General features: G+C 64.1%; 6 protein-coding genes. 3 read left to right on the top strand and 3 right to left on the bottom strand.

The window, feature by feature from the left end:
- Positions 1–49 precede the first annotated feature (49 nt).
- The 3 genes from ACXJ7R_RS24255 to ACXJ7R_RS24245 are packed head-to-tail and all read right to left on the bottom strand — an operon-like array spanning position 50 to position 2735.
- Positions 50–946 carry an HlyC/CorC family transporter gene (locus tag ACXJ7R_RS24255; RefSeq protein ID WP_457154045.1) on the bottom strand — a complete coding sequence of 299 codons (897 nt, stop codon included), beginning with the start codon at positions 944–946 and terminating at the stop codon, positions 50–52.
- Positions 943–2127 (bottom strand): 3-dehydroquinate synthase, encoded by a 1185-nt coding sequence (gene aroB / locus ACXJ7R_RS24250; protein ID WP_457154044.1) that lies wholly within the window; start codon positions 2125–2127, stop codon positions 943–945. The genes ACXJ7R_RS24255 and aroB overlap by 4 nt, the downstream gene beginning before the upstream one ends.
- Positions 2124–2735, bottom strand: a complete 612-nt coding sequence (locus ACXJ7R_RS24245) for a shikimate kinase (RefSeq protein ID WP_095085024.1) — start codon at positions 2733–2735, stop codon at positions 2124–2126. The genes aroB and ACXJ7R_RS24245 overlap by 4 nt, the downstream gene beginning before the upstream one ends.
- A 210-nt stretch (positions 2736–2945) precedes the next feature.
- On the opposite strand from ACXJ7R_RS24245, the gene ACXJ7R_RS24240 reads away from it, so the two are divergent.
- The 3 genes from ACXJ7R_RS24240 (at position 2946) to ACXJ7R_RS24230 (ending at position 5120) form a co-directional block, all read left to right on the top strand.
- Positions 2946–3098, top strand: a complete 153-nt coding sequence (locus ACXJ7R_RS24240) for a histidine kinase (RefSeq protein ID WP_095084921.1) — start codon at positions 2946–2948, stop codon at positions 3096–3098.
- 36 nt (positions 3099–3134) lie between these two features.
- Positions 3135–4070 (top strand): site-specific tyrosine recombinase XerD, encoded by a 936-nt coding sequence (locus ACXJ7R_RS24235; RefSeq protein WP_457154043.1) that lies wholly within the window; start codon positions 3135–3137, stop codon positions 4068–4070.
- Between the two features lie 99 nt (positions 4071–4169).
- Positions 4170–5120, top strand: a complete 951-nt coding sequence (locus tag ACXJ7R_RS24230; protein ID WP_457154042.1) for an acetyl-CoA carboxylase carboxyltransferase subunit alpha — start codon at positions 4170–4172, stop codon at positions 5118–5120.
- Positions 5121–5291: the final 171 nt, after the last annotated feature.

Genomic DNA, 5291 nt, shown 5'->3' with positions numbered 1-5291 from the left:
AAACAAAGAGTTAGAGCCGTTCGCCGTTTCCGTGAAACGGTGAACTGTTCTAAGCGTCGCCGGCTGGCCGTATTCTCAACCTTGCGATCCGGTTCTTGTCGCGCTTCATTACGACGAAGCGTTTGCCGTGGAACGTGAAAGCCTGTTTTTCCTCGGGGATAGACTGCGTCTCATGGATGACGAGACCGGCAATGGTGGTGGCCTCCTCATCCGGCAGGTTCCAGTCGAGCGCCCGGTTCAGGTCGCGGATCGGCACCGTGCCATCGACGACGACGGAACCGTCGGCCTCCTGCTTGACGCCCTGGATGTCGACGTCGTGCTCGTCGGCGATCTCGCCGACGATCTCCTCGATGATGTCCTCCAGCGTCACCAGCCCTTCGACCTCGCCATATTCGTCGACGACAACGGCGAAATGCGCCTTGCGGCGCAGGAAGGCGTTGAGCTGTTCCTGCAAGGTCGTGGTGTCCGGCACGAACCAGGGTTTCGAGGCGATCTTCATCACGTCGATCTTGGAAAAGTCGTTGCCGACGTCGTTGAGCGCCCGCAGCAGGTCCTTGGCGTGCAGCACGCCGACAATGTTGTCGAGCGAGCCCTTCCACAACGGCATGCGGGTGTGCGGGCTCTGCAGTATCTCGCGGACCACCGCCTCCGGCGCATTGTCGGCATTGACCGAGCGCATGTTGGTACGGTGGACCATGATATCCGACACTTCGAGCTCGGCGAGATCGAACAGGCCGCCGACGCGATCGCGATCCTCGCGCACCACCTGCCCGTCGCGGCGGAAATCGTCGACCGCGCCGCGCAACTCGGCCTCACTCGAGCGCTGCGGCCCGATGCGCGATAATTCGTAGCCGAAAGCGGCAAGCAGGCGCGCACGCAACGCAACGGCCAGCAGGACGAGGACGGCAAGGACAGCGACGACGATCCAGCCGGTCTCGTTGGTCATCTCGGCCGGCTCTTCTGCTGGCTCGGCCGCATCTTCTGCTGGCCCGGCCGGCTTTCCTGCTCGCCCGGATGGCTCTCCTTCAGGAACGACAGCACTTCCGAAGCCGGCACATCCTTGGCGATGAAGGCCTGGCCGATACCGCGCGTCAGGATGAAGGTCAGCGCACCGCGCGACACCTTCTTGTCCTGGGCAATGAAGGAAAGCAGCGCCTCGGCATCGGGCAAATCACCAGGAATATCGGCCATCCGCCACGGCAGCCCGACGGCGCGCAGATGCGCCTCGACGCGTGCCGCATCGTCGGGGCTGGCGAGGTTGAGCCGCGACGAGAACCGGTGCGCCAGCGCCATGCCGATGGCGACACCCTCGCCATGGACGAGCCGGGTTCCGTCATACTGGGTGGCGGCTTCCAGCGCGTGGCCGAAAGTGTGGCCGAGATTGAGCAGCGCACGGTCGCCGGTCTCGAACTCGTCGCGAGCAACCACATCGGCCTTGGCGCGGCAGGCCTCGGCAACGGCCTGCGCCCTCTCCGGCCCGCCGGCGAACACGTGGGACCAGTTCTCTTCCAGCCAGGCGAAAAACCCCGGCCGGTCGATGAGCCCATATTTGGCAAGCTCGGCATAGCCGGCGCGGAATTCGCGGATCGGCAGCGTGTCGAGCACCTCGGTATCGGCCAGCACCAGCTTCGGCTGATGGAAAACACCGACCAGGTTCTTGCCGCGCGCGCTGTTGATGCCTGTCTTGCCGCCGACCGAGGAATCGACCTGAGCCAGCAGCGAGGTCGGGATCTGCACGAAATTCATGCCGCGGCGCACGATACCGGCGGCAAAGCCGGCAAGGTCGCCGATGACGCCGCCGCCAAAGGCGATAACGATGTCGCCGCGTTCCAGTCGGGCGGCCAGCACGCCGTCGACCACCTCTTCGAGATGGGCGAAGCTCTTGGTCTTCTCGCCGGGCGGCAGCGTGATGATAGTGGGCTGGATGTCGTTCCTTTCGAGACCCTTCTTCAGTGCGTCGAGATGCGCTGCCGCGACATTGGCATCGGTGATGACCGCGGCGCGTGTACCAGGCAGGCGGCGCGAAATCTCGGCACCGGCGCGCGACAGCAGACCGGAGCCGATCAGGATGTCGTAGGCCCGGTCGCCAAGGCCGACTTCGACGGTGACCGGCTGACTTGCGCTCACGATCGCACCTCGTCTGTAGGGACAGTCTCATCAATGCCGAAATGCCGGCAAAGCGCATCCACCACCTCGGCCGCGATGACCTCCTTGCGGTCGTCGCGGGTCGGCACGGTGACGTCCGATGTCGCGTAGACGGGATACCGCTCCTGCATGAGCCGCTCCAGCACGGCGCGGGGGTCGGCGCTTTTCAGGAGCGGCCGGTTCTGCTTCTTGGAGACGCGCTCCATCAAAAGGTCGAGCTCGGCCTTCAGCCACACCGACACGCCATGGCCGGCGATGGCCTCGCGCGTGTGGGCGTTCATGAAGGCGCCGCCGCCAGTCGACAGCACCTGCGGGCCGTTCTCCAGCACGCGCAGGATGACGCGTTGCTCCAGGGCCCTGAACTCGGTCTCGCCATAGCGCTCGAACAGCTCCGGAACGGTCATGCGCGAGACGCTTTCGATCTCCTGGTCGCTGTCGATGAAGGGCAGCGCCAGCATCGCCGCCACCTTGCGGCCGATCGCCGTCTTGCCGGCGCCCATCAACCCGACAAAGACGACGGAACGGCTGCCCAGCCGGCCAAGCAGCGCGGCGTGGTTCTCCTCTGGAGGATTTGATGGCAGCGCGTTCATCTGATGCTTCGAGTGCCCCCTTTGCCGGCGTATCGACATGAAAAGCCGGTTTTCGTCAAGCGTAGCGAGCAGCCCTGAGCATGATATGGGCTGGCCGTGCATCATCAGAAGTTGCTAACAAACCTCAGCTTCTTCCTTGAATTGGGCGGATTGGCGTCCCATAAGGGCACAGGGTTTGGAAACGCAGAACAAGAAGACGGGCGAAAATTGATGCCGACACTGTTTCGCTTTGTCGTGATCCTCGCGATTCTGGCCGGCATTGCCTATGGTACGATGTTCGCGCTGGTGATGTTCGTCGAGCCCAGAAAGGCGGAAATGAGCGTGCGCATCCCTCCCGAAAAGCTCAATCCCAAGAAAAGCTGATCGCCGCCAAAGAAAAGCCCGCCCAAGAAAACCCGAATGAACAGCGCCGCCCGCATCGAAGCCTTCCTGGAAATGATGAGCGTCGAGCGCGGTGCCGCCGAAAACACGCTGTCCTCCTATCGCCGCGACCTCGAAGACGCTTCGGACGCGATCGATGGCGGGCTTGCCGGTGCCGCCGCCACCGATATCCGCGCCTATCTCGACGATATCGCCGCGCGTGGCTTCGCGCCGACGTCGCAGGCGCGCAAATTGTCGGCGATCCGTCAGTTCTTCAAGTTCCTCTACGCCGAGGGTCTGCGCGCGGATGACCCGACCGGCACGCTGGACAGCCCGAAAAAGGGCCGTCCGCTGCCGAAGACGATGAGCGAGGCCGACACCGGCCGGCTGATCGACCGCGCAGCGCTTGAGGCCGGCGATCCCAGGCTCGGCAACGATGCGGTGCCTGGCGACAGCGATTGGCTGGCGGCACTGCGCCTGCATGCGTTGGTCGAGGTGCTCTATGCCACCGGCCTGCGCGTTTCCGAACTGGTCGGCCTGCCGGTGACGGTGGCGCAGCGCGACGACCGTTTCTTCATGGTGCGCGGCAAGGGTGACAAGGAGCGCATGGTGCCGCTATCGGCCAAGGCGCGCACGGCGATGCGGAGCTGGCTTGCCGCCCGCGCCAAGGTGCCTGCCTTCGCCGACAGTCCGTTTCTGTTTCCGGCCGCCTCGGATAGCGGCTATCTCTCGCGCCAGGTCTTTGCCCGCGACCTGAAAGGGCTGGCGGCAAGGGCCGGCATCGCCTCCGCGAAGATCTCGCCGCATGTGCTGCGCCATGCTTTCGCCAGCCATCTCCTGCAGAACGGCGCCGATCTCAGGGCCGTGCAGCAGTTGCTCGGCCATGCCGACATATCGACGACACAGATTTACACCCATGTGCTGGAAGAGCGGCTGGTACGGCTGGTCAACGATCATCATCCGCTTGCCGACTAGGCCTCATATCGCTATGTGAGGACGACGTTCCACCGCCCGGAGCCTTGGATTTCAGGGTTCCGTCAGTCCTCGCCTTCCGACGTATCGGTCCGCTCACGCATGTACAATTACCTCGATTTCGAAAAGCCGGTGCAGGACCTCGAGGGCAAGATCCTCGAGCTGAAGAAGCTTGCCGAGAGTGGCGAGGCGGTCGATGTCGGCGACGAGATCAGCCGTCTCGAGAAGCGCTCCCGCGACGCGCTGCGCGACGCCTACAAGGCGCTGACGCCGTGGCAGAAGGTGCAGGTGGCGCGCCATCCCGACCGGCCGCATTGCGTCGACTACATCAAGGGCCTGTTCAACGATTTCACGCCGCTGGCCGGTGACCGCAATTTCGGCGAGGACCAGGCGATCGTCGGCGGTTTCGCCCGCTTCCGCGGCGAGCCTGTGGCCATCATCGGCCAGGAAAAGGGCTCCGACACGACCAGCCGGCTGAAGCACAATTTCGGCTCGGTGCGGCCGGAAGGCTACCGCAAGGCCGTGCGGCTGATGGAACTCGCCGACCGCTTCAATATCCCGCTGCTGACGCTGGTCGACACCGCTGGCGCCTATCCCGGCGTCGGCGCGGAGGAGCGCGGCCAGGCGGAAGCAATTGCCCGCTCTACCTCGGCTTGCCTTGGCCTGAAAGTGCCGTCGATCTCGGTGGTCATTGGCGAAGGTGGCTCGGGCGGCGCCATCGCGATCGCCACCGCCAACCGCGTCTACATGCTCGAACACGCCATCTATTCGGTGATCTCGCCGGAAGGCGCCGCCTCGATCCTGTGGCGCGACACGACACGATCGAAGGACGCGGCGACCAACATGAAGATCACCGCGCAGGATCTTCTGGAGCTCAAGATCATCGACGCCATCATCCCCGAGCCGCTCGGCGGCGCGCATCGTGGCGCCGAAACCGTGATTGCCGCGACCGGCGACCTCATCGCCAAGACGATGAAGGATTTTTCTGGCGCCAACACCGACTTCCGCGAGCAGCGCCGCGAGAAATATCTGGCAATGGGCCGCAGTCTCTAAACCAAGGCCCTGCCCCGCCCGTCGCAATGTGGCGGCACGGAGCATTTTTGCCACAAAAATGCCGCTGCATTCGGCTCAATGAGACTGCCGCACGGGGACGTGTCGACACTTGCGGTAAGGAATTTTCAAGGTTAACGGGCTTAGTGTCCGTACACGTTCAGTGCAGAAGCC

The organism is Mesorhizobium sp. P5_C1 (genome assembly GCF_054049815.1).
The sequence above is the reverse complement of the archived record's forward strand: the minus strand, read 5'-3'. Positions and strand labels throughout refer to the sequence as shown.

What these genes read in the sequence shown, in the direction of transcription:
- ACXJ7R_RS24255 (WP_457154045.1), bottom strand. Translation starts at nt 946, where the DNA reads ATGACCAACGAGACCGGCTGGATCGTCGTCGCTGTCCTTGCCGTCCTC.
- ACXJ7R_RS24245 (WP_095085024.1), bottom strand. Translation starts at nt 2,735, where the DNA reads ATGAACGCGCTGCCATCAAATCCTCCAGAGGAGAACCACGCCGCGCTG.
- ACXJ7R_RS24240 (WP_095084921.1), top strand. Translation starts at nt 2,946, where the DNA reads ATGCCGACACTGTTTCGCTTTGTCGTGATCCTCGCGATTCTGGCCGGC.
- ACXJ7R_RS24235 (WP_457154043.1), top strand. Translation starts at nt 3,135, where the DNA reads ATGAACAGCGCCGCCCGCATCGAAGCCTTCCTGGAAATGATGAGCGTC.
- ACXJ7R_RS24230 (WP_457154042.1), top strand. Translation starts at nt 4,170, where the DNA reads ATGTACAATTACCTCGATTTCGAAAAGCCGGTGCAGGACCTCGAGGGC.